Source organism: Roseateles sp. P1_C1_2 (assembly GCF_056406535.1).
Genome location: NZ_JBFUAB010000015.1, coordinates 73,340 through 99,886, shown reverse-complemented (window position 1 = coordinate 99,886; position 26,547 = coordinate 73,340). Strand labels below are relative to the sequence as shown.

Sequence of the window (26,547 nt, the reverse complement as noted above, 5' to 3'; positions counted from 1 at the left end):
AAGCGGGCCGGCTCGGGAGCGGCCCAGCGCTCGGCCCGAAGTATCCGGTTTCATCGGCCTCAAGATAGCGGCATGCTGAAAGCCCTGTTCGCTGCGCTGCGCTGGATCTTCCGGGTCGTCTTCGCCATCCTCATCCTGTTCGAGGAATGGGGTTGGGAGCCGCTACGGCGCGTCTTCGCGCTGCTGGCCAGGCTGCCGGTCATCCGCCAGTTCGAGGCCCTGCTCAAGCGCCTGCCGCCGCGCTGGGCTTTCGTCGTGCTGCTGCTGCCCAGCCTGCTGATCCTGCCGATCAAGCTGCTGGCCGTGTGGCTGGTGGCCGAAGGCCGCTACGCGATGGGCGTGGCCCTCGTCGTCGGCGCCAAGCTGATCGGCACGGCCTTGCTGGCCTGGCTGTTCCAGCTCATCCAGCCGGCGCTGATGCAACTGCCCTGGTTCGCCCGCCTCTACACGCGCTGGACGGCCTGGAAAGCCGAGCTGCTGGCCTGGGTGCGCGCCAGCGCGGCCTGGCGCACGGCGCGGGCGATCAAGCTGCGGGTGAAGCGGGTGTTCCGAGCAGGCCGGCCACGCGCGAACGAAGCGCCTCGGGACTGACGCCGGCCGGTGGCATCGGCTGATCCACCGTCAGGCTGACCGGGCTCCACACGCCGCGCCGCATCGGTTTGACCATGGCCTTGCCGTCCTCGACGCGCGAGAAGAAGCTGCCCCACAGATTGCCCAGCGCCATCGGGATGACGGGCACCTCGGGCATGCCCTCGATGAGCTTCATGACACCGCCCTTGAAGGGCTGCAGCTCGCCGTCGCGGGTCAGGCCGCCCTCGGGGAAGATGCAGACCATCTCGCCATCGGCCAGCACTGCGCGCGCTGCCGCGAAGGCGGCTTCGTAGGTGGCCGGATCGGCCTTGGCGGGCGCGATCGGGATGGCCTTGGCGAGCTTGAACATCCAGCCCAGCACGGGAATCTTGAAGATCTGGTGGTCCATCAGGAAGCGGATGGGCCGCGGGCTGGCGGCCATCAGCAGCACGGCGTCGACGAAGCTGACGTGGTTGCAGACCAGCACGGCCGGGCCGGCGGTCGGGATGCGTTCGTCGTGGATGACGCGAAAGCGATAGACCAGGCGCGTCAGCACGAAGGCGGCGAAGCGCAGCAGGTACTCCGGCACGATGAGGAAGATGTAGAAGGCCACGACCGCGTTGGCGATGCCCACCGCCAGGAAGATCTGCGGGATCGTCAGGCCGGCACCCAGCATCGCGCCGGCGATGACCGAGCTGGCGATCATGAAGACAGCGTTCAGGATGTTGTTGGCCGCAATGATGCGGGCGCGGTGGCTGGGCTGGGCGCGCAGCTGGATCAGCGCATACATGGGCACGCTGTACAGGCCCGCGAACAGCGCGAGCAGCGTCAGGTCGGCCAGCACGCGCCAGTGCGCCGTCACGCTCAGGAAGGCGCTGACGCTGTAGGGCTCGCTGGCGGGCAGGCCGGTGGCGGCGAAGTAGAGGTCGATGGCGAACACGCTCATGCCGATGGCGCCCAGCGGCACCAGGCCGATCTCGACATGGCGCTTGGACAGCATCTCGCACATCAGCGAGCCGATGCCGATGCCGATGGAGAACACCGCCAGCAGCAGCGACGCGACCTGCGGGCTGCCATGCAGCACTTCCTTCGCGAAGGCCGGGAAGTTGCTCAGGAAGACGGCGCCGAAGAACCACATCCACGAGATGCCGAGCAGCGAGCGGAACACGGCCAGGCCTTCGTGGGCGATCTTCAGGTTGCGCCAGGTTTCGGTGAAGGGGTTCCAGTTGATGACGAGGTCGGGATCGGTCGACGGGCTGGCCGGGATGCCCTGGGCCGTTGCGCGGCCGGCGATGGCCAGCGCCAGGCAGGCCCAGGCGACGTGCTGCGGGCCGACGACGGGCGTGTCGACGAGGATGCCGCCGACCAGCTGGCCCAGCAGGATGGCGACGAAGGTGCCCATCTCCACCATGCCGTTGCCGCCGGTCAGCTCGCGCTCGCTGAGCTGCTGCGGCATATAGGCGTATTTGACCGGGCCGAACAGCGTCGAGTGCAGGCCCATCAGGAAGACGCAACCCAGCAGGGCCGGCACATTGGCGGCGTAGAAGCCCCAGGCCGCGATCACCATGATGGCGATCTCCAGGCTCTTGACGAGCTGCATCAGCCGCGCCTTGTCGTGCTTGTCGGCGAGCTGGCCGCTGGTGGCCGAGAACAGCACATAGGGCAGGATGAACAGCGCCCCGATGACCAGGCCGGCCATCTTGGACGGCAGCCAGTCCAGCTGCAGCTGGTAGGTGATCATCAGCGTGAACGCGAACTTGAAGACGTTGTCGTTCGCGGCGCCGAGGAACTGCGTCCAGAAGAAGGGCGCAAAGCGGCGTTGCTTCAACAGCGCGAACTGGTTCGGATGTTCTTGGCTCATTGCTGGACGGTTTGGGGTGATTGGGACAGGCCGGCGCGCTGCATCCACGCGAACATCGAATCCACGGTGACCGTGTCGATATGGCTGCTGAAACGACGCGCGCTCGGATGATCGTCGAAAGCGATGTTGGCACGCGTGAGGCGGCCGCCCAACCGGGTCAACGTGGAGAGATGCAGGTCGGTGGGCTGGTAGCCCTGGGTCCGCAGCCAGTCCTGGGCGGTGCGACGGCTGCTGACGTTGGGTGCTGCGGCACCGGCCAGCGTCTCCAGCGCCCACTGGTTGCTCTGCTGGTATTGGGTGCCGAAGGCATAGGCCACCATGCTGTAGCGGCGCTCGTTGAAGCGCGCCACGCGGGCGTTGTCCGTCAGGATGGGCAACAGGGCCTGCTGCAGTTCGGGCTTGAGCACGGCGAAGGCCGCCTCGTAGCGGGCGGGGTTGTCGAGGAAGAACTCGCCCAGGCCCTGGCGGTACAGCGCAGCGTGGTCGGTACCGCAGTGGTTGAGCTTGTGCATGACGCGCCAGGCGCCGCCGCCATCCTTGTAGACGAAGCCGACATGCGACCAGGTCAGGCCGTATTTGGACAGGTCCTGCCCCGCGCGGGCCAGCATGACGACCTGGGCGCCGCTGGCGTCGAGCTGCCTGGCGGTGGCCGCGGCGAGGTTGAGCCCCTGCTCGACCTGGCGTGTCGTGGGCGGCTTCTCGTCGCAGCTCCGGCCGGCGTGCGCGGCGGTGGCGAGTGCGAGCGGCGCGAGGGCCAGCAGATGACGGCGCTTCAACGCGTCACCTGTTCGTTGTAGAGCAGGGCCTTGCCGATCTCGCTGGGGATGAAGGCGATGACTTCGCCCGCGGCCGACAGCACCGTGCCAGCGCCGATGACCGATACCGCGACCGCTGTGCCCGCGGACACGACGACGCMCTCGACCAGCTTGCCCGCCGTGCGCAGGCTGATGCGCACACCGTCCGAGACGCGCTCCAGCACCCAGACGGTGGCGCCGCCGATGACCTCGACGCTGACCACCACCAGCGACGCGCCCGCCGACAGCAGGCCGGCGGGGATGGCGCTCAGCGCGACACCGGTGGCGCTGACCGCGCCGACCGACAGCACGAGGGGGGCGGCCGACACGGCCAGGCTCAGCTCGGAGGCACCGCGCTGGGCCTGCGCCGGCAGGGCGAAGGCGCTCAGGACAAGGGACAGGCTGGAGACGGCAAGCAGGCGCTTCATGAGAGGACTCCGGGAGTGACGAGGTCCGGCTGGGCCAGACGGCCGCGATCTTGCGTGAAGCCAGCGTGGCCATCCCGGGAATAGTGCCGAGGCGCGTGGCAAGCGCCGCAAAGTAGCGCTTCATGACACCGCCGCGCGCTCGAAATGCGCCCGCGTGGCGAACACCGTGGGTGACAGGCGGGCGCCGCGCCAGCGCGCCACGCGCTTGAGCGCGAGGTCGAACAGCAGCGGGTTTTGCTCGCGCAGGGCCTCCAGTTGCGGCAGGTCCACCGCCTCCAGCAGGCCGGCACTGACGAGGGCCGGCAGGCGAATGGCGGCGGGGATGCCGGGCAGCGGGTAGTCGGAACCGTGCAGCAGGCGCGCGTGCCAGTCCTCGCGCATCATCAGCGTGCGGGYGACGTCGGGATGGCGGTTGGTCTGCAGTACGACCGAGATGTCGCCCAGCAGCCGGCCGCCCCAGTCCTCGTCCATCAGCCTTGCGAACAGCGAGAAGGCCGGCACTTCACGAGGACGCGCGCGATCCAGGTCCGGCGCGGTGCCCAGAGATGCGCAATGGGCGACGACGACACGCACGCCCTGCTCCAGCGCTGCACGCACCAGCAGCGGGTTGCCCAGCTCGTCGCGGCCGGCGCCCGGCACGGCGCGCTCCTCGCCGCAGTGCACGATGAGGGGCAGGCGGGTGGCGGCCAGGCGGGCGTAGAAGGGCCGCAGCCGCGGGTCGCGCAGGTCGATGTTCATGCTGGACGGCAGCCACTTCAGCGCGACGGCGCCCCGGGCCAGGGCCTCGTCCAGACGGGCCAGCGCGTCGGGTCGGTAGGGGTGGATGGAGGCCACCCAGGCGAAGCGCTGCGCATGCGCGGCGGCGACGCTGGCGGCATAGGCATTGGGCACATGGAAGGTCGTGTGCGCGGCCTGGGGCCGGCCGGCGGCGTCGCAGGCCTGGTCGAAGGCGAACAGCATCCAGCGCGCACCGGCCGGGAAGTCGTCGGCCAGCGCGCGCAGCCGCTCGACATAGGCGCGGTCCACGCTGGGCGCATCGGCCGGCACGCAGGCCGCATTGAGGATGAAGCGCTTGCGCAGCATCTCGACCGGGTGCCACCACTGGCTCAGCTGGGCGTTGACCGAGCAGCCCGAGCCGGAGTCGCCGGTGCCGAGCAGATGGGCGTGCACGTCCCAGAGCTGGGCCGGGTCGAGGCCCTCGAAGCAGCGTTGGACCAGCGGCCGCAGCGTGTCGGGAATGCCGCTGCGGCAGGTGTTGAGCAGGCCGGCGCGGGCCGGGCCGGCCAGGGAGGTGAACAGGCCGGCGGCTGCGCCGCAGCACAGCAGATGACGTCGTGTAAGCATGGTGGGTGAGAGGGGCAGGCGTCAGTCGCTGACGCGCTCGTGATGCAGCAGCGCCTTGCCGGACTCGTTGGGAATGAGGGCGAGCACCCGGCCGGCGGTGGACAGCAGGGCGCCGGCGGACAGCTCCGTGATCGTGACCACATTGCCGGGTGCCAGCATCACGCCGTCGAGCAGGCGACCGCTGACGTGCACGCTGAAGCGAGCGCCGTCGGACGGCCTTTCCAGCAGCCAGCTGAAGCCATCGCCCTCCTCGTAGACCGCGAACACGCTGAGAGCCACGCCGGTGCTGAGCAGCGCCTGAGGCGTCGTTCGCGTGGGCACGCCGCTGGCATCGAGCAGTGCCGTCGACAGCACCGCGGTGGGCAGCGAGACGGCCACGTAGTCGGACGCCGTGGGCTCCTTGGCGCCCGCCGTCGTGGCAAGGCTCATGGCGAGGATCAAGGCAGGCAAGGGCTTCATGGAATGCTCCGTCTGGAAGGCGAGAAGTGCTGAGGGGCGCGAGCATCGCGAGGCCGTGCGTTGCTGCCGCCGTTTTTGTCCCGGTGGCGCGGCGGCTGCGCCCGATGGGGGCGTCATGCGCTACCGTTCATCCCCATGTCGAGCACGCAATCGCTGGTGGCCCTCATCAAGGCCGAGCTGAAGACGCAAGGGCTGAGCTATGCCGAGCTGGCCCAGGCCCTGGACCTGTCGGAGTCCAGCGTGAAGCGCATGCTGGCGCCGGGCGGCGAGATGCCGCTGTCGCGTGTGGACGAGATCTGCCGCGTGCTGAAGCTGGAGTTCGCCGAGCTGGCCGGGCGCCTCGTCAGCCAGTCGCCGGCGCTGCGCGAGCTGAGCCTGGAGCAGGAGCGCGCCGTCGTCGCCGACCCCAAATTGCTGCTCGTCGCCATCTGCTGCCTGAGCCATTGGGCGGTGGAGGACATGCTGTCGCGCTACCGCATCAGCGAGGTGGATGCCGTCGCCGCGCTGGCCCAGCTCGACCGCCTGGGCGTCATCGAGCTGCGCCCGCACAACCGCTACAAGCTCAAGGTGGCCAAGACGCTGCGCTGGCGGCCACAGGGGCCGGTGATGCAGTTCTTCCGCGAGCGCGTGATGGCCGACTTCTTTGCCGGCGGTTTCGACGGCGAGGGCGAGTTGCTGACGCTGGTGCACGGCGAGTTCGGTGCCGGCCATGCGCGCGAGCTGGCCGAGCGGCTGCAGCGCACGGCCGACGATTTCGCGCGCCAGCATCTGCTGGACCAGAAACTGCCGTCCTCCGAGAAGCGGCCCTACAGCGTCGTCATCGGGCTGCGGTCGTGGATCTTCGAGGCCTTCAGGGACCTGGAAAGGTCGGGCCTGGGCCAGCGTCGCAGCGCGAACAAACCCTAGGATGCCGCATGGCCGCTCCCGATCCTGATCCGTCATCCCGCCTCGCCGTCGGCTCCCAGCCCGTCAACCGGCGCACGCGGCGCGTGCAGCCGTCGGACAGCAGCGAGCGACCCGAGGTGGTCCAGCAGCGCCAGCAACAACTGCGAGCCCGCCATGAGCTGGGCCGCCCGCTGGCGGCCGGGCCTCGGCCAGTGGCGGCGGCGCCGCTGCCAGTGGCTGCCAGGGTGCAGGCAGGCCTGGGCGTGGCTTCGTTGTCGGGCGCCTTGTTCGTCAGCCAGCCGGTGCTGGTGGGTGTGCTCGTCGTCATCGGCACGGCGGGCCTGGGCTGGGCCGTGCGCGGGGTATGGCACCAGCGTCGTGGCATGGGCGAGGTGGGGCCGCAGGCCTTGCTGTCACCGCAGGCCCTGGACGCGCTGGATGCCCTGCTGGCCCGCGCCGCGCCGGCGTTGCCGCCGCCTGCGACGGAGGCTGTGAAGACCATCAAGCAGGTGTTGGAACTGGTCCAGCAGCCAGGCGCGCCGGCGCGCCTGGGCATGCAGGACGCCGCCTTCGTGCAGCAAAGCGTGGCGCGCTATCTGCCCGACAGCCTGGAGGCCTATCTGCGCGTGCCGGCGGAGCGCCGCAGGCAGCCGCTGTCGGATGGCCAGCCCAGCGCCGACGAGGCCCTGGTCCAGCAGCTGGCGACCCTGTTGGAGGGACTGCAGCGCCGCCTGCAGCCGCTGCACGACGAGGCAGGCGAGGCGCTGCTGCGCCAGCAGCGCTTCCTGGACGTCAAGGCCCGCGAGTAGCGGGCGCCATCCACGTCAGTTGTTCGGTTCGGAGGAGCCGCGCGCGTTGGTCTGCTCGAGCAGGTCGGCCTCGTGGCGGTCGCGCAGCGTCTTGGCCAGCGTGAAGGTGCTGGAGACGAGGAAGAGCCAGGACACGGCGAGGTAGCGCTTGATCCAGTCGTCCATCTGCATGCGCCACAGGCCCCAGGCGGTCAGGGCCAGTGCCGCGACGAGCGCGATCCAGACCATCATGACCCAGCCCTGGGTGTCGACCTGGCCGTCGCGGTTGTCGCGCTGGGTCTTGGCGACGGCAAAGCAGGCGAACACCGAGAAGAACAGGCCGATGGCGAGGAAGGCGCGGTCCAGATCCTGGCCCGGCGCGCCGAACACGCCCCAGGCGCAGGCCAGCAGTGCCAGGACGAACGACGTCCAGACCTGGAGGCGCCAGGAACTGGTGTCGCGTTGCATGACGAAGCGGGTGGCCATGAGAGGATTTCCTTGCGGTGGTGGTTGTGGGCCGCGATCTTGCGTGAAGCCGGGCGCGCGAGCCTCGGGAATAGTGCCAAGGCGCGTGACAAGCGCCACGCAGTAGCGCCGGGCGACACCGCCGCCCTGCCCCATTCCGCCCCGAACTCAGCGCATCACGCGCACCCGCGCCGCCGCGAACGGCTGCACGCGCCCGTTGACCTCGATCTGCAGGCTGCCGTTGGCGAAGTACAGGCGTCCCAACTTGGCGCCATTGCTGAACAGCGTGATCTCGCCATTGCCATTGCTCAGCGCGCCGTTGGGACCGTTGAAGACCAGGGCCAGGCTGCCCGCCGCCACGTGAGGCGTGCCGGCGACGTCAAAGGCGAAATTGACGTAGCTGAAATGCGTCTCCGTGAGCCTGTCGTCGCTGCTGCGCACCGTGGTGGTGACCGAGAAACTGCCGCCCGTCAGCGTTGCACTCAGCGCCAGCAGGTTGTTGCTGATGCGGGTGCCGGCGGACGGCGTGAGGATGGCCGTCTGCACGACGCTGCCGCCGTTCAGCAGGCCGGCCAGCTTGACGCCGGCGCTGCCGGTCACCGTGTAGTCGCTGCCGGCGCTGGCATCGGCCATGCGCAGGTCGCTCAAGGTGATGGTGGCGGAGCCATTGATCGGCGAGCCCAGGCTGGTCAGGCTGTAGTCGGCGCTGGCGCTGCCGTTGTAGCGGGTGCCGTCGTCCACACAGTCGGTGAAGCGGGTGGCCAGCACGCCGCTGGCCGGCAGGGCCGGGCCCACCGCGGGCGTCACGCCGCCCAGCGTCGTGCTGACGCTGCCGCTCTGGCAGACGGCGGCGCTGCTGCGCACACGCCCCAGGTCGTCGCTCACTTGCAGCGGTGCGCTGACGGCCTGCAGCCAGATGCCGCTGGCACCCAGCAGGCGCATCAGGTTGGCCTGGTCGGTCTCGCTGCTGCTGGCGGCCTGCACGGTCAGCAGTGCGCTGGCGCTGAGCACCTCGCCTTGTGAATTGCTGAGTCGCACGCTGTAGAGGGCCCCGCTGTCGGCCAGTGTCAACGCGGGCGTGGTGTAGGCGGCCGAGGTGGCGCCGTTGATGGCGCTGCCGTTCTTCAGCCACTGATAGCTGGGCGCGGGGTTGCCGCTGGCGAGGACGACGAAGCTCGCCGTCTGGCCGGGCGCCGTGGTGACCGCGGCGGGCTGGCTGGTGATGCCCGGCGCGGCCAGCACCGTGGCGGTGACGCTCAGCGTGGCCTCGGCGCTGCTGGCGCTGCCGTAGGCGTTGCGCACGACCAGGCGGTAGCGGGCGCCGTGATCGGCGAGCGCCAGTGCGGGCGTGGTGTAGGTCAAAGCCGTCGCGCCGGCGATGTCCACGCCGTTGCGTTGCCACTGATAGCTGAGCGGCGCGCTGCCGGCGACCGTGGCGGTGAAGCTGGCGGTGGCACCCACGAGGGCGCTGGCGCTTTGCGGCGCTTCGGTGATGACCGGCAGCGTGGCGGGCTTGACGTTCAGGGTGGCCGCTGCGCTGCTGACCTGCCCCAGGCCGTTGCGCACCACGCAGCTGTAGCGGGCGCCGTCGTCCGCCAGGCGGGCGGTGACGCTCAGCGTGTCAAAGGTCTCGCCGGGCAGGTCGGCGCCATTGCGTTGCCACTGGTAGCGCAGCGCGCTGCCGCTGGCTTTCACGCGGAAGTAAGCCTGCTGGCCGGCCACCACGGTGCGGTCCGCCAGCGTGCCGAGCAGCTGGGGCGCGGCGGCGTCGGCGAGCACGAGGCAGCTGGGCAGCGTGATGTCGGTGGCCGAGGGGCCGACGGCCAGTGCCGGGCTGCTGCGCTCGAAGGTGGTGGCGAGCAGCTCGGCCAGCGAGTTCTTGCGGATGGCGACGCGGAATTTGCCTGCAGTGTCGGTCACGGCGGCGTCCATGCCGGAGTAGTCCAGGCCGGTGGCCTGCACATACGTCCAGGCGGCCGGCTTGCCGGCGCTGTCGTTGACGCAGCCGTTGACGAAGATGGTGTCCATCTCCATGTCGGCATTCCAGCTGCTGAAGTGGCTGACCGTGCCTTCGTAGTAGCTGCCGTCGGCGGTGGTCTTCAGCGTGGCCTGACCGTCCTGCACCCACTGGCCGGTGGCCTCGTCGAGGTGGAACAGCGGCACGCTGGCCGGCGGCGTGGCCGAGCGGCTGGCCAGCGGGATGCGCACGGTGGCGGTGGCGCCGGCCTTGAGGTTGAGCTTGTTGCCGGCGGCGTCGCGCAGGTCCACGTTGATGGCGCCGAAGCTCTCGATCGCGCGGCCCGTGCTGGCGACGTAGCGGCCGGGCATGGCGGCGGGGTCGCGGGCGGGGTCGATGACGCTGAGCCTGGCGCTGAGGGTGCCGGTGGCCGCGGTGCTGCCGCCGTCGATGACGAAGCCGTTGGCCGGCAGGTCCACGCTGGCCAGCGAGTTGGCGGCGCGCAAGGTGCCGGGGGCGTCGGCGCTGAAGGTCTGCGCCTTGCCGGCGGCCACCAGGCGCTGGGTGATGGTGGTGGCCTGGTTGGCCGTGACGGGCAGCGGCAGCACGGCGTCGAGATGGCCGTCGGCCTGGATGCGCAGCACGACGGCGTTGGCGGGCGCGAGCGTGCCGAGCGTGAAGCGGCCCTGGGCATCGCTGACCGTGCTGGTGCCGGCGGCGCTGATGCGAGCGCCCGGCACCGGGCTGGCATCGGCGGCGTTGAGCACCTGGCCGCTGATCTGGCCGGTGGCGGCTGGCGTGGTGGGTGGGGTGGGCGTTGCGGGGCTGTCGCCGCCACCGCCGCCACAGCCGCTCAACAAGGCGGCCAGGCAAAGGCTGGCGAAAGCGCCACGCAGGCGCTGGGAACTGAAAGACATGGGACTCCCTGGTCTGGACTGCACCGGCGCTGTTTCGCGCCTGACGGCCCGCGTTGACGCAGGGCGGGCGCAGTGTAGAAAGCGCCTCAGGGGGATTTCAGGGTTCTCCCTAGAACCGCAGGCCCCATGATCCAGGGGGGATGCCAGGGGTCACCAGAACTCCCAGCGCCCGGTCTTGATGACCCAGATGCCCAGCAGCCCGTTGGTCACCGCGTGGGCGATGACGGCGCTCCACAGCTTGCCGTTCCTGCGGTAGAGCAGCGCGTAGGCGAGGCCCGCGACAACGGCGGCCAGCCACAGCGTGTGGGCCAGTGTGAAGACGAAGGTGGACAGCACGATGGCGCGCGCGCCCACCGCCTGCGGGTCGACGCGCTCGAAGCCCGGGTGCTGCACCCAGCGCATCAAGAAGCTGCGCCAGAACAGCTCCTCCATGACGGGCACGACCAGGGCGGCGCCCATGAGGCGCAGCATGATCAGCGTCCAGATCGGTTGGCCGTCGGCGTCCAGCGGCACGAAGCTGGCGGTGGCCGAACCGAGCTGCATCCAGGGCGCGTCCAGCTGCACCCAGATCGCGAAGACGGCGATGCCGACGACGACGGCCCAGCCGGTCTCGCGGGCATCGGGCAGGTTCTGGCGTACCAGCTCGCCGTAGCCGCGCCAGTAGTAGGCCAGCAGGCCGGCGACGATGACGGTCTGGGCGCCATAGATCCAGCGCGCATCCAGGCCAACGTCGGCGGGCAGATAACCCCGCAGGGCCAGAAAGCCCATGAAGACGAAGAAGGGGATGCAGCGGGCGAGGGCGGCGGGGCTGAACGCGGGCGTGTCGGCAGGCATGTCGGGCGCCAGCTTAGCCCGGCGTCGCGACGATTCGCGCTGCCCCTGCCCCCCAAGCCTCAGGGGTGGGCGCGGGAACTAAGACTTCAGCAGCCCGTCCTTGAAGGCCGCGAAGACGCCATTGGTCCAGCCGAAGCCGTCCTGGGTCTCGTACTCGCCGCCGCCGCCGGGCTTGTCCTCGGCCACGTCGTACTTCTCCAGCAGCCGGCCGGTGGCGAGGTAGACGCGGTGCACGCTGGCGCACCAGCGCGCGGCGATGTCACGGGCGAGGGCGGCGTGGCCGTAGCGGGCCAGGCCGAGGGCCGCCATCCATTGCAGCGGCGCCCAGCCATTCGGCGCGTCCCATTGCTGGCCGGTCACGAGGGCGGTCGTCAGCAGACCGTTGGCGCCGAGCAGATGGCGCTGCACCTGGGCCGCCATGGCGTCGGCCTGGGCGGGCGATGCCATGCCGAGGTACAGGGGCACGAGGGCGGCGGCCGTCAGCGGGCGCGGGTCGGCGGCCTGGCGCCAGTTCAGGTCGGCGAAGTGGCCGGCGTCGGCGCGCCAGAAGCGCGTCTGCAGCAGCTGGCGGCGGGCGGCGGCGCGGGCCTCGAAGGTGCGCGCCGTGGCGGCGTCGCCGCTGCGCGTGGCGCCCAGCGCGATCGCGCTTTCAAGCCCGGCCAGCAGCGCATTCAGGTCCACGGGTGCCAGCGCTGTCGTCTCGATCGTCGCGATGTCGGCGGGGTCGGCGCACCAGCGGCCGGAGAAGTCCCAGCCGCTTTCGGCGCCGGCGCGCAGGTCGCGCCAGACGTCGGTGGGCGTGCGGCCCTTGGCTTCCTCGGCCGTCAGCACGTCCTCGCGCCAGCTTTCCTCGCGTGGCGTGCAGCGGTCGTCCCAGTAGCGGTTCAGCAGCGCTCCATCGGCCGTGCGCAGCACGCGGCGGTGGGCCTGGCCGGCGCCGAGCGTGGCTTCGCCGGCCATCCAGAAGGCGTGCTCGGCCTTCAGCGAGACCAGGTGGGTGGCGAAGCCCGCAGCAGGGTCGTCGGCGTGCAGCAGCTCGACCATGCGGAAGAAGAAGGGCGGCTGGGAGCGGCTCAGCATGTAGCTGCGGCTGCTGTTGGGGATAAAGCCGTGGGTCGCGATCAGGTGGGCGAAGTTGGCGAGCATGTGCTCGGCCAGGTCGCGCCGGCCGTCGGCCACCAGGCCCAGCATCGTGAAATAGCTGTCCCAGTAATAGAGCTCGCGGAAGCGCCCGCCGGGCACGACGTAGGGGCGTGGCAGCGCCAGCAGGCTCTCGCCTTCCAGGGCCTGGGCATGCTCGCGCACCAGCAGCGGCCACAGCGCGCGGATGTGCTCGCGGATGCCCAGGCGCGGACCGACGGCGGCGTCATGGCCGGGCAGCACGAAATGGGCGTGCACGAAGTCCGGCAGCGAGAAGCCGGGCAGGCGGCGCTCGGCCTCGAAGCGGGCGCGGATCAGCGACGGCGCGGTCTTGGGGCGGGCGTCGACAAAGCTCTTGCCGTCACCGAAGACGCGCGTCATCTGCACGGCGACGAAGAGTTCGCCATAGAGCTCATGGGGCGTCGCAGCCGCCGCGTGGGCGGGGGCGACCGCATGGATGGGCGCGGTGGCGAGCAGGTCGCCGGGGCGCTGGGAACGGGAGGTCATGACGATGCGAGATGCCGGCGCAGCCGGGTGAGCGAGACGGCCAGGGCCACGACGGGCGCCACCAGCAGGCCGAAGGCGGTGGTGCCGTCGAAGGCGACGAAGAGGCGGCCGGTGATGAAGCTGCCCAGCGTGCCGCCGAGAGCGGAGAAGACGACGATGAGGCCGGTCATGGCCGCGTGCTGGCGCTGCGGCAGCGCGCTCAGCATGGCGGAGTTGATGGCCGGGTAGATGGGGGCGAGCAGCAGGCCGGTCAACGGCAGCAGATAGGCCGCGGGCGGGGCGTTCAGCCAGCCGACGTCACCGGTCAGCGGCTGGGCACCGCGAGCCAGTGGCAGCGCGACGAGGATGAGCGCGGCGATGCCGACCAGGCAGGCGATGACGACGGCGAACCAGCCCAGGCGGCCGATGACGGCGGCACTGGTCAGTCGGCCCAGCGCGGTGGTCGCCGGCATGATGACTGCCAGCCCCACGCTCATCGCGGTGGGCAGATGCAGCACCTCGTTGTTGAAGCTCGGCAGCCAGGTCGAGATGCCCTGCTCGATCAGCACGTACAGAAAGGCCGACAGCAGGAAGACGACGACCAGGGCCCTCTTCAGCAACGGTGCCATCGCGACGAGGTCTTCGCGCAGCGAGGTGTCGGTCGACTGGATCGGGCCTTCGTCCAGCGGGCTGATCAGCAGCAGTACAAAGGCGCCAGCCGCCAGCCCCGCCAGCAGCGGATAGACCTGCAGCCAGCCCTTGCCCTCAGCATGGGCTGCCTGGCTGAACAGCAGGAAGCCGCCCAGTACGCCGACCATGAACAGGCCTTCGAGCAGGTTGGTGAAGCGCGCATGGCCGGCGCGGTCCTGGGTGACCAGGCCGATCATGGAATAGGCCGACACCTTGACCAGCGCGAAGCCCGCGCCCAGCGTGCAGAACAGCAGCTTGATGGCCCAGAACGCCGACAGCACCGGCATGGCCAGGCAGGCCGCGCCGACGGCCGCGAGGGCCAGCAGCATGGCCCGCTTGAGGCCGAGGCGCGGCAGCAGCGAGGCGACGAGGAAGGACGTCAGCGCGATGGGCAGGTCCTTCCACGCGTCCAGCAGCGCGGCCTCGGCGCGCGGCACGCCCAGGGTCTGCACGACCAGCAGATTGACCGCACCGACGCTGTTCAGCAGTGCGCCGAACAGCATGTAGGTCAGGATGATGGCGAGCCTGATGCGCAAGCCGCCGCTCGACAGGGAGATGGAAGTGGTGGTCATGTCGAGTGGGGCTTGGAGTTCAGGCGTCGCCATCTTGGCGCGTCTCAGAACTGGAAGCCGACGCTGAGCTCATAGGCGCGGCCGAACAGCGGCCGCGCCAGGAACACACCGTCCTGGCCCGCGGCCTGGCCCGGCACGCGGAAGTTGCCCTCCGTCAGGCCGATCTTGTTGGTCAGGTTGGTGCCGGTCAGGCGCACTTCCAGGCCGTTGTCCATCGAGAACACGGCGCCCGCGTCGATGGTGCGGTAGGCCGGCAGCTTCAGCGTGTTGGTCTGGTCGGCGAAGCGCTCGCCGACATGGCTGAAGGTCGCGAAGGTGCGCAGCTGGCCGAAGCCGGTCTGGGTCTGCCAGCTCGGCGTCAGGCGGGCCTGGAACTTCGGCGCGCGCTCGACGCGGTTGCCGCTGAACTGCTGGAAGTCCTTGTACTTGGCGTCCTGGAAGTTGCCGGTCGCCGCGATCTCGAAACCATAGCCCGGGCGCAGGGCCAGCTCGAACTCCAGGCCGGTGGCCTTGCTGTTGGGGCGCAGCACGACATTGCCGGCATTGGTGAACTGCTGGGTCTGAGAGTTGGTCAGCTTGTTCTGGTAGGCCGTCAGGAAGGCGCTGTAGAGCTTGGTGGCGGTCTTCAGGCCGATCTCGAACTGGGTGATGTCCTCGACCGAATCCTTGCTCTCGTTGGCGCCACGGCCGCGCAGCACGTCGAAGTCGGGCAGCCGGTGGCCCTTGTTGACGCGCACGAAGGCGCTGAAGTCGCGCGTGAAGGCGTAGTTGGCACCGCCGGTGAAGGAGCTGCGGCTGAGCTTGCTGTCGATCAGCGTGTTCGTGCCGTTGAAGTACGAGAGGTTGTTGTTGTAGATCGTTGTCGGGTCGGCATCGAGGTCGCCATTGCTGACGTTGGCAATCGTGCCGGTGATGCGCTGGGTCTCGCGGCGCGCGCCGAGGTCGATGCGCAGTTCCTTGTTCAGCTGCCACTCGTCGGCGATGAAGAAGGCGCGAGTGTTGCCGCTATAGCTCGCGTCGAGGTCGAAGGAGAAGGGCGGCGAGACATAGCCGTTGCGCGAGGCCTTGACGCCGTTGTCCAGGGCCACGTCGATGAGGCGGGCGTGGGGCTGCACCGTCATCAGCTGGGCCTGGCCCAGCGTCCACACGTCATGCGAGCTGTAGCCGGCCAGGTAGAGGCCGACGGTCAGGTTGTTGCCCGGCGCGATCTCGCGCGACAGGCGGGTCTCGTTGCTGGTCGAGCGCAGGGCCTTGTCCACGGCCCACATGCCGTTGACGATGACGGGCGTGCTGCCGGTGACGGTGCCGCCGCCATTGGTGAAGGTGGCGGTGCCGGTGGTGGCGGCGCGGCCGGCCGCTGCGACGACGGCCGCATCGCCGTTGGCTGCGGTGACCTGCGAGGTGATGTAGCTCGACAGCGTCTGCGGGTTGGCGCCCGAGAACAGCGCATAGGTCGGCGTGTCGCCGATGGTGTGGCTGAGCTTGTTGGTCAGCGTCCAGTCACCCAGCTTGGTGTCGAGGTTGGCGCCATAGGTCTGCACATCGGCACCGCGGCCGTCGGCCAGGTCCTTGGTGACGGTGCTGCGCAGGATCTCGGGCTTGCCATTGGGCAGGGTGCGGCCCGAGGCGCGGCCGGTCTCGAGCACGATGTTGCGCAGCTCGTTGCCGTAGAAATAGTCCTTTGACGCATTGAAGCCGGGATAGCTGGATGCGCTCTTGCCGTCGGCCGAGCCCACGACGGGAATTGCCGTGAAGAAGGCGTTGCGGTCGCGCAGCGCGCGGGCATAGAGCTGCAGGCTGCCGTTGTCGAGCTTGCGGCTCAGCATGAGGCTGGCCTGGCCGCCGCTGTCGGCGGGGAACTGCGTGTCGCGCACGCCGTCGCTCTCGCGCCAGAAGCCACCGACCATGATGTTCCACTGGTCGCTGAGCTTGCCAGCGTAGACGCCGTCGACGCGCTTCAGGCTGCCGGTGCCCGTCGTCACGCGCAGGCCGGCCTCGGGGTTGCGGCCGTCCTTCTGGATGAAGTTGACCGTCACGCCGGGCTGGCCGCTGCCGAAGATGGGGCTGGGGCCGCCGCGCAGCACTTCCATGCGGTCGATGGTGTCGTCCAGGCGGAACAGCTGCGAGTGCTCGAAGAAGCTCAGCGTGGGCAGGTGATAGAGCGGCGCGCCATTGAGCTGGAAGGTCGAATAGGGACCGTCGCCCGGTGTCGGGAAACCGCGCACGCGGATGTTGGCGCCGGCCTGGCCGCCCGAGGTTTCCACGAAGATGCCGGGCACGGTCTTCAGGATGTCGGCCGTGCTGGTGGGCGCCGCGGCCTTGATCTGTTCCTCGGTGGCGGTCGTGATCGAGAAGCCGGCCTCCAGCTTGCGCACGCCTTCACGGCGCGCCGTGCCGGTGACGACGACGGCTTCGAGTTCCTTGACTTCAGGGGACTTGTCGGCGGGCTTGGCCGCTTCCTGGGCGAAAGCGCTGCCGCACAGCGCGGCGGCGGCCAGGGCGATCAGTTGGGGACGGAAGGAGCGGACGCCGGCGCGCGGCGCGGCATGGGGCTTGGACATCTGTGGTCTCCGATGGTTGTTTGTTATCAATCCCGAAAGCCGGCGCGGCCGTCGCCACTTTCGATGGACCGGACTTTGAGGGCAAATGTTATCGATGTCATTTGGGTTTTTACCAATGTGGCCGATCGTTGACATCGATGACATCGATTGCGGTTCTAGGGGGTTGAACGTTTTCGGCGCAACGGCTTGCCCGAAGGGGGCAAACCCCGACAATCCGCGCCCATGAGCACCCAAGACCTCACCGACGCCGAGTTCGCCGAACTCGACGAACTCCTCGCCGCCACCCCCGAGCCGCTGCAGCCGCTGGACGCCTCCATGCTGGATGGCTACCTCTGCGGCGTCATCGTGCAGCCCCGCCTGATCGAGGCCGACGAATGGCTGCCCAATATCTTTGACTACGACGGCGGCCTGCTGCCCGAGACGGTCGATGCCGGCTGGCTGGACAAGCTGACCCAGCTCGTCGAGCGCCGCCACGCCGCGCTGAACCGCGGCCTCGTCGAGGACGGCTGGTTCGATCCCGTCATCCTCGAGGTCGAAGAGGACCAGGAGCCCGACCCGCTGCCCGAGGACGCCACCGAGGAAGAGCGCTCGGCCCGCGCCAGCTATGACGAGCTGGGCCCGATCTCGCGCGCGCTGATGCCCTGGGTCGCCGGCTTCCAGCATGCGGCCCTGTGCTTCCCCGAGCTGGCCGACATGCCCAACGAAGACGTCAGCGCGGCGATGGCACGCCTGTACCGCCATCTGCCGGCCGAGACGGCCGAGGAAAAGGAAGTCGTCGCGACGCTGAACCGCGAGCATCCGCTGAAGGATCTCGACGACGCGATCGAGGAACTCGTCGTCACGGTGGCCGATCTGGCCGACCTGACCGAGACCGAGCGCTACCGCGTCGAGACCATCAAGCGCGACACGCCCAAGGTGGGGCGCAATGACCCTTGCCCGTGCGGGTCGGGCCGCAAGTACAAGGTCTGTCACGGTAGCAATTGATGCGCTTGCAGCTCCTGTCGGACCTGCATCTCGAAACGGAGTCCTACCAGCCGGTGCCCGCGCCGGGCGCCGAGCTGCTGATCCTCGCCGGCGATATCGACACGACCTGGCGCAGCTTCGAGCTGTTTCGCGGCTGGCCGGTGCCGGTGCTCTTCGTGCCCGGCAATCACGAGTACGACCGCCGTGACGTGGACGAGGCGCGCGAGGCGCTGCGCGCCCATGTGAAGAGCGTGGGACTGCGCATGCTCGACGACGAGTCCGTCGTCATGACCGATGCCCAAGGCCGGCGCGTGCGCTTTGTCGGCTGCACGCGCTGGTGCGACTTCGATGCCTTCGGCCCCTCGGGCCGTGATCGCGCGATGCGGGCGGGCGGCTACTTCCAGAACGTCATGCAGTCCACTCGCCATGGCGAGCCCTTCGGTGTCGACGCCGTTCGCGTGCTGGCGCTGGAGCAGCGCGCCTGGTTGGCCGACGAGCTGCAGCGCAGCGGCGACTGGGACGCCACCGTCGCCATCACCCACTTCGCCCCGAGCCTGAAGAGCGCCGACCCGCGCTATGGCCGCCAGCCCGGCACGGCCAGCTTCTGCAACGACGACGAAGACCTGCTGCCGGGCGCCAACCTGTGGATCCACGGCCATCTGCACTGCCGGCACAACTACCGTGTGGGCGAGACGCGCGTCATCAGCAACGCTCGTGGTCACAGCAAGCGCGGCGAGGCCGATGGCTTCGATGGGCAAAGGGTGTTCGAGGTCTTCCAAGCTTGAGGTTCAACGGGCTGAGTAGTTGAGTTCTCAGCGCGCTAGCCGGGTGCGGAGAGCAGGGGCAGTCGGCCTAACCCAACTGCTGCTTCAGGCTGGAAGCGGTCAACACCGTGCCATTGCACCCACTGAACCGCTACGGCAGTCTCTACTGATGCTTTCGTGACCAAAGCACTCGCAACAGCTTGATGCCAAAGCCCAGGAACAGCGCCCCAGCAATGAGGCCGCCAATAACTGCGCGTGGCGATTCGAGAGGCCAGCTTGCAATGAGGAAGGCAGCAAAGGCGATACCAACCGCGAGCGCAAGCAACGCCAGGAGCGTGAGCGGCAGCGATAGCACTACGCGCAAAAAGCTCGCGCCGAACGTCGCCGGTTCTGACTTATGAGACCTCACGACATCGAGGGCAACCACGAGCGTCAGGGGCAGCAGCAATAGGAGCGCGATCAGGACTGCCACGAAAGCTGGCGTCGCGGGCCAGTACCCCACACAAGCGCACCCAATGAATATCAAGGCCGCAAGCAATGACCAAAATCTCTTCTTCGAGGACACAAGAGCCAGTGATATAGATAAACGAAGGCGCCTGGGTGCGCGTCTGGACGCGATGCTATCGCGTAGCGACCGCTCCCCGCTGCATTGCCGACATCCGGCGGCGTCGCTGGTTGTCCTACCCGCCGTTTCTCTTGGTGGGCCGAGGTTTGCATCGCGGCCCGCTGTGGCCGCATCGGTGAATGTCCCCGGGTCGCGTTACCAAACGTCCCGCCGCCGCGGGTCGGCCCCGGTGGTGCCCGTCGGGTCTATGGCGAATCTGAAGCCAGCCTGAAGCCTTCCCAAGGTTTTGAAGCTTCAGTCCTTGCGCCCTGCCGGGGCATCGTGATTGGCGCTGCCGTCGTCCCTAGAGTCGTTTTCGGCCCGCACCAGACGGGTCTCGTGACGACTACTACGGAGACAAACCAATGCACACGACCCCGGCGCTTCGCCGACTGATTTCCTGCCTGCCTTTCCTGGCCATGGCAACCACCCTCCACGCGGCCACCTTCCAGGCCGAAAGCGCCTCGCTGAGCGGGGGCACAAGCACAGCCACCGACCACACGGGCTACACCGGCAGCGGCTTTGTCGGCGGCTACGTCGACGGCAACAAGGGCAACGCGCAGACGAGCTTCACCGTCAACGCGGCGGCCACCGGCAACTACACGCTCAAGCTGCGCTATGCCAACGGCACCGGCTCGGCCAGGAGCCTGACGCTCTATGTCGACGGCGTGTCCAAGGGCCAGGTCAGCCTGGGCGCCACCGCCAATTGGGACGACTGGCTGGTGCAGACGACCACCGTCGCGCTGACCGCCGGCAACCACGCCATCGCCTACAAGTTCACCAGCGCCGACAGCGGCAACGTCAACCTGGACAAGCTGGACGTCGATGCCGTCGTCACCGGCACCGGTGGCCCGCAGGCCGAGGACGCCACCCTGAGTGGCGGCGCCACCGTCGCGACCGACCACACCGGCTATCAGGGCAGCGGCTTTGTCGGCGGCTTCACCGATGGCAACAAGGGCAATGCCCAGGTGGCCTTCAGCGTGACGGCGGCCACCGCCAGCAGCCACGAGCTGGCGCTGCGCTACGCCAACGGCACCAGCGCGGCCAGGACGCTGACGCTGTTCGTCGACGGCGCCTCCGCCGGCCAGATGACGCTGCCCGCCACGACCAACTGGGATTCCTGGGCCACGCAGACTTCCACCGTCACGCTCAGCGCCGGCGCGCACACGGTGGCCTACAAGTTCGGATCGGCCGACAGCGGCAACGTCAATCTCGACGCGCTCACCGTCACGGCCGTGACCGGTGGCGGCACGGGCAATCCGGCGGTGACGCCGGCCGAGGCCGAGACCTGGTTCATGTCCGGCGGCGCCGCGGTGTCGACCTCAGCCTCCGGCTACAACGGCAGCGGCTATGTCGCGGGCTTCTCCAGCAATGGTGCGCGGGCCATCCGCACCGTCTTCATGAGTGGCGACGGCAGCGCCACCGCCAGCCTGCGCTATCGCAACACCAGCGGTGCCGCGCGCGTGCTGGACGTCATCGTCAACGCGGCCAAGGTCGGCACCGTCAGCATCCCGGCCGGCAGCGGCTGGGCCACGATGAACCTGGCGCTGACGCTGCGCACCGGCCACAACACCGTCGGCTTGGCGGCCGCATCGGCCGGCGCGGATGTGGGTATCGACAGCCTGAGCGTGCCCGGCGAGTTGACCGCGGCCACGCGCGGCGCCACCGTGCGCACGACGCTGTACGAAGCCGAGACGGCCTCCACCAACGCCACCGTGCTGACCGCCAGCCGCACGCCCTTCACGGTGCAGTCCGAGTCCAGCGGCCGCAGTCTGGTGCGCCTGGCCAACACCGGCCACCAGGTCAGCTTCACGACGGCCCAGCCGACCAACTCCCTGGTGCTGCGCTATTCCATCCCCGATGCCTCGGGCGGCGGCGGCCAGTCGGCCACGCTGGCGCTCTACGCCAACGGGACCAAGGTGCAGGACCTCAACCTGACCTCGACCTATGCCTGGGTCTACGGTGGCTACCCCTTCCGCGGCGTGCCGTCGGATGGCACGCCGCGCCACTTCTAYGACGAGATCCATGTGCCGCTGGCCAGCTACCCGGCCGGCACCGTGTTCAAGCTGCAGAAGGACAGCGGCAACACCGCGGCGTACTACGACATCGACTTCATCGAGACCGAGGTCGTCCCGGCCGCCTATGCCATGCCGGCCGGTGCCTTCTCCATCACCAGCTATGGCGCGGTGTCCGGTGGCGCGGACGCGACCTCGGCCTTCCAGCAGGCCATCGCCGCGGCGCAGCCCTCGGGCGGCGTCGTGTGGATTCCGGCCGGTAGCTTCAAGCTCAGCTCGCGCATCAACATTTCTGGCGTCACGATGCGCGGCGCCGGGCCCTGGTACTCGACGGTGGAGCTGGGCAACGATGGCCACGGCGGCCTCTACGGCACCGGCAGCAACGTCAAGCTGGCGGACTTCCTGATGCTGGGCAAGGTCACGCTGCGCGACCCCGACGGCCAGGTGATGACGGACGCGCCGCTGGAGGGCAACTTCGGCACTGGCTCGCAGTTCCAGAACCTGTGGTTCGAGCACACCAAGGTCGGCATGTGGATCGACTCGGGCACCAACGGCCTCTATGCCAGCGGCCTGCGCATCCGCAATGTGTTTGCGGACGGCGTCAACATCCACGCCAATGTGCAGAACGTGGTGATGGATCAGAGCGTCGTGCGCAACACCGGTGACGACGCGCTGGCGATGTTCTCGGAAGGTGCGGCGGTGACCAACAGCGCCTTCGTGCGCAACACGGTGCAGTCGCCGGTGCTGGCCAATGGCATCGGCATCTACGGCGGCAATGGCAACCGGGCCGAGTACAACGTCATCACCGATACGGTGGTCGGCTCGTCCGGCATCACGGTCAGCTCGCGCTTCAGCCCGGTGCCCTTCAGCGGCACCACGCGCATCACCGGCAACACGCTGGTGCGAACGGGTGGCTTCGAGCCCAACTGGAACGACCAGTTCGGCGCGCTCTTCCTGTTCGCCGACACGTCGAGCATCACGTCGCCGGTCGTCATCAAGGACCTCATCATCCAGGACAGCACCTACTCGGGCATCTACATCAGTGGGCCCAACCAGCTGCAGAACGCCGTGTTCGACGGCGTGACGATCTCGGGCGCGGGCACCTACGGCATCCACATCAAGTCGGGGGGCAATGCGAGCTTCCAGAACGTGACGGTCAGCGGTGCGGCCCAGGGTGGGTTGAGCAACACGGGCGGCTTTGTGCTGAACCGCGGAACCGGCAACAGCGGGTTCTGAGCTCCAGCCGACTTTGCAGGCATGGCGCCTTCACGGGCGCCATGCCCCAGCTTGCGCCGGCAAGGCACGGCCTTCAGTCCAGCCGCAATTCCTCGACACGCTCACCACCTCCGGCGGCCACCAAGCGGACTCGCAAGACCTTGGGTGCCGTGGCGTCCAATCCCAGCACCTTTTCCTGGTTGTATTGAACTAATGGGCGCTCCTTCACGAAGACAAGGGCAATACGCCGCCGCTCCACGATATCGGTCCAGGTGCTTCCGAAGCTTCCTCTTTCAATGGCCACGAACTCCGCGGTTTCATTTCCGGTTGAATGAGTCTGCTCGGACAGGCCACGCTGAAAAAGCAATAGGGCGGCGTAGAGGAAAACGCCAATGAACAAGAAAATCACCGCGGCGAGCCTGAGCGGCTTGAACCAGGGCGGAAAGAGGTCCAGTCGGTTAAAAAGCGTCCAAAGAACAATCGCAAGAACGCACAAGACCGCGCCCCTGAGCAAACTATGGACTGCTGGAGTGAACAGCACGCCGCCGTGGAGGTCTGCCCATTGGAAAAGTAAGCATGAAAAAGTTGCAAGCCCGATGGCAAGAAATGGCTTGCTTTTTATGACTGCGCGACTTTTCATCACTTGATCTTGATTACCGGGCCGACATTGACACTTCCGCCGCTTCCGTTTGAACTCTTGGGAGGAGTCGTGGGTGGTTTCGTTTGGCACGTGACTGCTGCGCGATGGCCAGCGGAAATAATTGGGGGATCATCCGGATTGTCGCCCAGCCCGCTAATTGCAGCGAACGCCAAATTTCGAGCCAAGACGGCTACGTTGTTTGCATCAGGGTGGCCAGTATTCCCTCAACGATTTCTACGCACGGCATGGTCTGAGCCGTGCGATATGCGGAATCAGCGCAAGCACAAGTAAAAACAGCGAAAAACCCTTTTTCATTGTTACCCCTAAAGCAAGGGCCGCCAATGTATCGAATAATGTTTTGAGGCAGATAGGTGCTGACGAGTCGCCAATAACGGGATATGGAGCTCAAAAAACGGTGCGGGCTCAGCAGGCGTTGGGAGAGCTGTGGGTCGGCTTGATGCGCAGGGCCCAGACCACGCCGGCGATCAACAGCAGCACGCCCGCCAAGGTCGCCGGCGGCGGCATGCGCTGGTTCCACGCGAAGGCATAGGCCAGCGCCGCCAGCGTCTCGAAGACGATGAGTTGGCCCGACAACGAGGTCGGCAGCCGCTGGCTGGCTTCGTTCCAGCACAGCGTGCCCAGCCATGACGAGCACAGGCCGATGGCTGCCATCAGGCCGATGAAGGCCAGAGGCCTGTCACCGAATGGGAAGACATAGCCGGCCGGGATCAGCGTGTCCGGCGCCATCAGGTGCACGAGCGCGAGCAGCAGCACGCCGATGGCGGCCATCGGCAGCGTGACCAGGCCCTGGGCCGTCGCCCAGGCCCGAGGACTGCGGTCGCTGTGCGCGCGCAGCCAGTCGGCATTGCGAATCGGATACCAGGTCCAGCAGGCCACCGCGGCGATGGCCAGCAAGGCGCCTTCGGCATACCGGCGCGGGTCGCCGGCCTCGGCCTGCAGCACGGCCAGCTCGTCGCGGTTCACGCAGGCCAGGCCCGCGGCGATCAGCAGGAGCGAAGGTGCCAGCTTGGCCCATGGCAGATGGCCATCACGCACGCGGTTGCGGTGGTTGGCGCAGATGGCGATGACGACCGGCAACGTGCCGATGATCATGGTCGGCAGCGGTGCGCCGGCCCGTTGGATGGCGGCCGACAGGCAGAGGTAGTACAGGAAGTTGCCGATCAGGCTGAGCTTGGCGGCCTCCCACCAATCGCCCGGCAGCAGTTCGCGCAGCGCGCGCCGGTCCAGGGCCAGGGCCAGCGGCAGGGCGATCAGGCCGAAGGCCAGGTAACGGCCCACCGTCAGCAAGGCGGGCGCATAGCCCGGCAACATCACGGGCGCGACAAACACCAGCCCCCACATCAGCCCGGCAGCGAGGGCGAACAACAAACCAAACAGCATGGCCGGCATCATCACCCATGCCTTCGTCACGGCAGGGCGCTAGGCTCTTTCCCCATGCGTCCCGCCTTCGTCTTCAGCCTCGCCCTCGTCGCCTGCACGGCCCAGGCCGGCCGGCCGCTGCAGGCCGAGGACGCCGCCGTCATGGACCCGCGGGCCTGCGAACTCGAAGGCGCCCATGGCGACTGGCGCCTGGACGGCGCCGGCCAGCGCCAGACCGGCCTGCAGTTCGGCTGCGGCATCGGCTGGGGCACCGAGGTCGCGCTGAACGTCATCCGCCCGCGCGAGCTGGCGCTGAATGGCAAGACGATGCTGGCCAGCACCGCCTGGCCCGACGGCGACGCCCAGCTCACGCTGGCGTGGAGCCTGTCGCACCGTCACGTCGAGACCGTGTGGCGGCGCAGCAGCGCCGGGGTCATCCTCGTCGGCAGCCTGCCGCTGACGCGCGACCTGACCCTGCACGCCAACCTCGGCCACCAACGCGACGAGATGCAGGGCCGGCGCAGCACGACCTGGGCCCTGGCCGTCGAGCATGGCGGCTTTGGCGAGGGCGGGCGCTGGCAACCGATGGCCGAGGTTTTTGGCGACGACCGCGGTCGGCCCTGGGCCAATGCGGCGCTGCGTGTGGCCCTGCTGCCCGATCGTGTCTTTGTCGATGCGTCCTATGGCCGCCAGTTCAGTGGTCCGCGCGCGCGGCTGAAGACAGCCGGCTTCAAGCTCGCGTTCTGAACCAGTCCGCCACGGCCTCGCGCTGCTCGGGCGTGTAGTGCAGGCCCAGCTTGCTGCGCCGCCACAGCACGTCCTCGGCGCTGGTCGCCCATTCGTGTTCCACCAGATAGCGCAGTTCGGACTCGAACAGGCCCGGCGCGATCTCGGCGCCGGTCGAGGCCGCCAGCAGCTCACGGGCCTGCTGGCCGTAGGCGCGGGCGATGCGTCGCACGCCCGCTCGGCTCGGATGCGCGGCCTGCAGCTCGGCGGCAAAGGCCTCGATGTCGACGCCATGCGCGCCGAGGTCGCCACCGGGCAGGGTCGTGCCCGCCGTCCAGGGCTTGCGTGCATCGCCGAGCAACTCACCGAGCTGGGTCGCACCGTCCTCGGCCAGCTTGCGATAGGTCGTCAGCTTGCCGCCCCACACGTTCAGCAGCGGCGCGCCGCCGTCTGCGTCGGCCTCCAGCAGATAGTCGCGCGTGACGGCCGACGCCGAGCCGCCTTCGTCCAGCAGCGGTCGCACGCCGGCATAGGTCCACAGCACATCGGCCGGCTGCACCGGCTGGGCCAGGTAGCGGCTGGCCTGCTCGCAGAGGTAGGCCACTTCATCCTCGGCGATGGTCGCGCGTGAGGGCGGGTCCTCGTGCTCGGGCAGCTCGACGTCGGTCGTGCCGATCAGCGTGAAGCGGTCCTGGTAGGGGATGGAGAAGATGATGCGGCCATCCGCGTTCTGGAAGATGTAGGCGTGGTCGTGCGTGAAGCGCTGATTGACGACGATGTGGCTGCCCTTGACCAGGCGCAGGCCGCGCGCCGGCAGCGGCTGGCCGCTGGCGCCTTGCGTGTGGTCGCGCAGGAAGCGCTCGGCCCAGGGGCCGGCCGCGTTGACGAGGGCCCGCGCACGCAGCTGGCGGCCGTTTTGCAGCGTGACTTGCCAGCCGTCCTTGCCGCGCACCGCCCGGGTCACGGCGCAGCGCGTCAGCACCTCGGCGCCGCGGGCTTGGGCGTCCTGCGCGTTCAGCACGACGAGGCGGGCGTCGTCCACCCAGCCGTCGGAGTAGACAAAGCCGCGTGTGAATTCGGGCTTGAGCGCTGCGCCGTAGACGCTGCCCGCCAGGCGCAGCCCGTGCGAGCCCGGCAGCAGCTCGCGGCGCGCCAGGTGGTCGTAGAGGAAGAGGCCGATGCGGATCATCCAGGCCGGACGCAGATGCGGCGCATGCGGCAAAACAAAGCGCAGTGGCTGGATCAGATGAGGCGCGCTCTTCAGCAGCACTTCGCGTTCCTGCAGGGCCTTGCGCACCAGCGAGAACTCATAGGTCTCCAGGTAGCGCAGGCCGCCATGCACAAGCTTGGTCGAGGCCGACGAGGTGTGCGAGGCCAGATCGTCACGCTCCGCCAGCAGCACGCGCCAGCCGCGCCCGGCCAAGTMGCGGGCCAGGCCCGTGCCGTTGATGCCGCCCCCCACCACCACGACGTCAAAATCGCCCATACG

22 protein-coding genes are annotated in these 26,547 nt (G+C 68.7%); 7 read left to right on the top strand and 15 right to left on the bottom strand.

The features are described from left to right. Positions 1 to 72 precede the first annotated feature (72 nt). The gene (locus AC1D2H_RS16210; RefSeq protein ID WP_477931217.1) at positions 73 to 591 is read left to right on the top strand and encodes a hypothetical protein; all 519 of its coding nucleotides are present in this window, start codon (positions 73 to 75) and stop codon (positions 589 to 591) included. Here the strand turns inward: AC1D2H_RS16210 and AC1D2H_RS16205 are convergent. The 5 genes from AC1D2H_RS16205 to AC1D2H_RS16185 form a co-directional block, all read right to left on the bottom strand. Continuing rightward, positions 524 to 2,431: an MFS transporter gene (locus tag AC1D2H_RS16205; protein WP_478011674.1), complete on the bottom strand. Its 1,908-nt coding sequence runs from the start codon at positions 2,429 to 2,431 to the stop codon at positions 524 to 526. The two genes, AC1D2H_RS16210 and AC1D2H_RS16205, sit on opposite strands and share 68 nt — an antisense overlap. Next, positions 2,428 to 3,207 carry a DUF2145 domain-containing protein gene (locus tag AC1D2H_RS16200; protein ID WP_478011673.1) on the bottom strand — a complete coding sequence of 260 codons (780 nt, stop codon included), beginning with the start codon at positions 3,205 to 3,207 and terminating at the stop codon, positions 2,428 to 2,430. The genes AC1D2H_RS16205 and AC1D2H_RS16200 overlap by 4 nt, the downstream gene beginning before the upstream one ends. After that, complete coding sequence (locus AC1D2H_RS16195; RefSeq protein ID WP_478011672.1) at positions 3,204 to 3,653, bottom strand: hypothetical protein; 450 nt, start codon at positions 3,651 to 3,653, stop codon at positions 3,204 to 3,206. Before AC1D2H_RS16195 ends, AC1D2H_RS16200 begins: the two co-directional genes overlap by 4 nt. 120 nt (positions 3,654 to 3,773) lie before the next feature. Continuing rightward, positions 3,774 to 4,997 carry an amidohydrolase family protein gene (locus tag AC1D2H_RS16190; protein ID WP_478011671.1) on the bottom strand — a complete coding sequence of 408 codons (1,224 nt, stop codon included), beginning with the start codon at positions 4,995 to 4,997 and terminating at the stop codon, positions 3,774 to 3,776. Between the two features lie 21 nt (positions 4,998 to 5,018). Continuing rightward, a complete protein-coding gene (locus AC1D2H_RS16185) occupies positions 5,019 to 5,456 on the bottom strand; it encodes a hypothetical protein (protein ID WP_478011670.1) in 438 nt (145 codons plus the stop codon). A gap of 135 nt (positions 5,457 to 5,591) precedes the next feature. Between AC1D2H_RS16185 and AC1D2H_RS16180 the strand changes: the two genes are divergently transcribed. Further along, positions 5,592 to 6,362 carry a helix-turn-helix domain-containing protein gene (locus AC1D2H_RS16180; protein WP_477931206.1) on the top strand — a complete coding sequence of 257 codons (771 nt, stop codon included), beginning with the start codon at positions 5,592 to 5,594 and terminating at the stop codon, positions 6,360 to 6,362. A gap of 8 nt (positions 6,363 to 6,370) precedes the next feature. Next, positions 6,371 to 7,150 carry a hypothetical protein gene (locus AC1D2H_RS16175; RefSeq protein WP_478011669.1) on the top strand — a complete coding sequence of 260 codons (780 nt, stop codon included), beginning with the start codon at positions 6,371 to 6,373 and terminating at the stop codon, positions 7,148 to 7,150. Between the two features lie 15 nt (positions 7,151 to 7,165). On the opposite strand, the gene AC1D2H_RS16170 is transcribed toward AC1D2H_RS16175, so the two are convergent. The 6 genes from AC1D2H_RS16170 to AC1D2H_RS16145 form a co-directional block, all read right to left on the bottom strand. Continuing rightward, entirely contained in the window at positions 7,166 to 7,615 is a 450-nt protein-coding gene (locus tag AC1D2H_RS16170; protein WP_477931202.1) for a YiaA/YiaB family inner membrane protein, read from the bottom strand. A gap of 147 nt (positions 7,616 to 7,762) precedes the next feature. Then, complete coding sequence (locus AC1D2H_RS16165) at positions 7,763 to 10,468, bottom strand: immunoglobulin domain-containing protein (protein WP_478011668.1); 2,706 nt, start codon at positions 10,466 to 10,468, stop codon at positions 7,763 to 7,765. A gap of 150 nt (positions 10,469 to 10,618) precedes the next feature. Further along, complete coding sequence (locus tag AC1D2H_RS16160) at positions 10,619 to 11,302, bottom strand: CAAX prenyl protease-related protein (protein WP_478011667.1); 684 nt, start codon at positions 11,300 to 11,302, stop codon at positions 10,619 to 10,621. A gap of 78 nt (positions 11,303 to 11,380) precedes the next feature. Next, entirely contained in the window at positions 11,381 to 12,949 is a 1,569-nt protein-coding gene (gene treF / locus AC1D2H_RS16155; protein WP_478011666.1) for an alpha,alpha-trehalase TreF, read from the bottom strand. Beyond that, positions 12,946 to 14,190, bottom strand: coding sequence for an MFS transporter (locus AC1D2H_RS16150; protein WP_478011665.1), 1,245 nt, complete (start codon positions 14,188 to 14,190; stop codon positions 12,946 to 12,948). The genes treF and AC1D2H_RS16150 overlap by 4 nt, the downstream gene beginning before the upstream one ends. 44 nt (positions 14,191 to 14,234) lie before the next feature. Continuing rightward, positions 14,235 to 16,751, bottom strand: coding sequence for a TonB-dependent receptor (locus AC1D2H_RS16145; RefSeq protein WP_478011664.1), 2,517 nt, complete (start codon positions 16,749 to 16,751; stop codon positions 14,235 to 14,237). 222 nt (positions 16,752 to 16,973) lie between these two features. Between AC1D2H_RS16145 and AC1D2H_RS16140 the strand changes: the two genes are divergently transcribed. Beyond that, positions 16,974 to 17,735 carry a UPF0149 family protein gene (locus AC1D2H_RS16140; protein WP_477931191.1) on the top strand — a complete coding sequence of 254 codons (762 nt, stop codon included), beginning with the start codon at positions 16,974 to 16,976 and terminating at the stop codon, positions 17,733 to 17,735. Next, positions 17,735 to 18,499, top strand: coding sequence for a metallophosphoesterase (locus tag AC1D2H_RS16135; protein ID WP_478011663.1), 765 nt, complete (start codon positions 17,735 to 17,737; stop codon positions 18,497 to 18,499). Before AC1D2H_RS16140 ends, AC1D2H_RS16135 begins: the two co-directional genes overlap by 1 nt. A gap of 142 nt (positions 18,500 to 18,641) precedes the next feature. On the opposite strand, the gene AC1D2H_RS16130 is transcribed toward AC1D2H_RS16135, so the two are convergent. After that, positions 18,642 to 18,950 carry a hypothetical protein gene (locus tag AC1D2H_RS16130; protein WP_478011662.1) on the bottom strand — a complete coding sequence of 103 codons (309 nt, stop codon included), beginning with the start codon at positions 18,948 to 18,950 and terminating at the stop codon, positions 18,642 to 18,644. A gap of 551 nt (positions 18,951 to 19,501) precedes the next feature. On the opposite strand from AC1D2H_RS16130, the gene AC1D2H_RS16125 reads away from it, so the two are divergent. After that, on the top strand, positions 19,502 to 22,333 hold the full coding sequence (locus tag AC1D2H_RS16125) for a carbohydrate-binding protein (RefSeq protein WP_478011661.1): 2,832 nt from the start codon (positions 19,502 to 19,504) through the stop codon (positions 22,331 to 22,333). 73 nt (positions 22,334 to 22,406) lie between these two features. On the opposite strand, the gene AC1D2H_RS16120 is transcribed toward AC1D2H_RS16125, so the two are convergent. Next, a complete protein-coding gene (locus AC1D2H_RS16120; RefSeq protein ID WP_478011660.1) occupies positions 22,407 to 22,952 on the bottom strand; it encodes a hypothetical protein in 546 nt (181 codons plus the stop codon). A gap of 423 nt (positions 22,953 to 23,375) precedes the next feature. Beyond that, positions 23,376 to 24,353 (bottom strand): DMT family transporter, encoded by a 978-nt coding sequence (locus AC1D2H_RS16115; protein WP_478011738.1) that lies wholly within the window; start codon positions 24,351 to 24,353, stop codon positions 23,376 to 23,378. Positions 24,354 to 24,407: 54 nt separating this feature from the next. Between AC1D2H_RS16115 and AC1D2H_RS16110 the strand changes: the two genes are divergently transcribed. Continuing rightward, positions 24,408 to 25,079 (top strand): hypothetical protein, encoded by a 672-nt coding sequence (locus tag AC1D2H_RS16110; RefSeq protein WP_477931179.1) that lies wholly within the window; start codon positions 24,408 to 24,410, stop codon positions 25,077 to 25,079. Here AC1D2H_RS16110 and glpD read toward each other — a convergent pair. Then, on the bottom strand, positions 25,063 to 26,544 hold the full coding sequence (gene glpD / locus AC1D2H_RS16105; RefSeq protein WP_478011659.1) for a glycerol-3-phosphate dehydrogenase: 1,482 nt from the start codon (positions 26,542 to 26,544) through the stop codon (positions 25,063 to 25,065). The two genes, AC1D2H_RS16110 and glpD, sit on opposite strands and share 17 nt — an antisense overlap. Between the last annotated feature and the right edge of the window lie 3 nt (positions 26,545 to 26,547).